Source organism: Rhizobacter sp. P3_C12 (assembly GCF_056402735.1).
This window is the reverse complement of the sequence record NZ_JBFUGW010000575.1, coordinates 1-1,398: the sequence shown is the minus strand read 5'-3', so window position 1 is coordinate 1,398 and position 1,398 is coordinate 1. Positions and strand designations below refer to the sequence as shown.

Sequence of the window (1,398 nt, the reverse complement as noted above, 5' to 3'; positions counted from 1 at the left end):
GAACTCTCCATCGCGGACCTCGAGGTCCACGCCGTGCAGGATGACGACGTCGTCGAACGCCTTGCGCAAGGCCTTCAGCTGGAGATCGGCCATGGATTGCTCACGTTGTCGTTCCCCGGATGTCGGAAGTCACAAGTCAAAAGGGCCGGCTTCTCAGCCGGCCCGTACTGCTCTCAACTCAGCATTTCAGCAAAACCGAGTCTTCAAACCGTTCCTCTATCAGAACCAGATTTCAGCCTGCGCACCATAGGACGTGCCCTTGGTGTCGCCGTTGGCGCGGTTGGTGACGCCGGCGCCGCCGTTCTCGGCCGCGTTGGCGGCCGCGTTCCACTTGGCCGTGGTCACGTACAGGCGCAGTTCCGGACGGTTCCAGAAGCCCGGGCCCGTCGACAGCGTCGGCGCGAACGTCAGCTTCGCCAGCTTCTGCGTGTCGCTGCCGTCCGGCTTCTTCTGCACGTACGCGGCTTCGCCCACCAGCTTGAAGTTCTTCGTCAGCGCATACGAACCACGCCCGCCCACCGACACCGAGTTGATCTTGGTGGTCTGGCCSGCGAAGTTCTCGACCTTGTCCTGCTGGAACATCAGCTGGCCCTGCCCGCCGAACGCGCCGACCTGCCAGCCCGGGCTCTCCACGATGCGGAAGCTCTTGGTCGCCGAGGTCGCGTTCAGCGTGCCGAAGCCGCCGTCCACGCCCGCCGAGCCCTGCGCGAACTGCACCCACAGGATGTTGGTGCCGCCCAGCCCGAACGCGTTGTCCTGGTTGTGCTGCACGCTCAGCCCGAAGCCGTTCTTGCCGCCGGTGAAGTCGCCCTTCACGTAGGTGCCCACCACGCGCAGCTTGCCGCCCGGGTTCACCACCAGCTCCGACAGGTCCGCGTTCAGGCGCGAGGCCGGACGCTGGTCCGTGCCCGCCGCCGGCGGCGTGCCCTGGATCACGCCGCCGCTGTCGTTGCGGAAGAACGCCAGGCCCAGCTTGCCACCGCCCACGGCGATGCTGTCCGCACCCGCGCCCACGCCCGACAGGTTGATGAAGAACGTGTCGGTGATGTGCACGTCGGCACGGCCGTAGAAGCGCTTGCCGATCCAGAAGTTCACGTCCGGGGCGATGTCGTAGCCCTTGCCCTCGACGTACATCTGGTTGATGCCCACCGACGCCGCRCCGGTGTCGCTCGAGTCACCGTTGTACAGGTTCGTCATCAGCGCGGCCTTGTAYTCCACGCCGTCCGACTTGAARCCCTGGCTCAGCAGGAACTCGCCGTAGAAGTCGCACTCGTTGCCGAGCCGGTACTTCATGCCCGCGCCGCTCAGGCCGTAGCACGCACGGGCATCGTCCTTCTTCGCCGCGCCCGGGCCGGTGCGGAAGTAGCCGCCCCAATCGACGGCTTGTGCAGAGGTGGC

1 protein-coding gene is annotated in these 1,398 nt (G+C 66.2%); it reads right to left on the bottom strand.

Going from position 1 to position 1,398, the window contains the following annotated elements; translation table 11 throughout:
- Nucleotides 1-219 precede the first annotated feature (219 nt).
- Nucleotides 220-1,398, bottom strand: a 1,179-nt coding sequence (locus tag AC1DXV_RS34615; RefSeq protein WP_477938045.1) for a maltoporin, incomplete at its 5' end; no start/stop codon positions are given.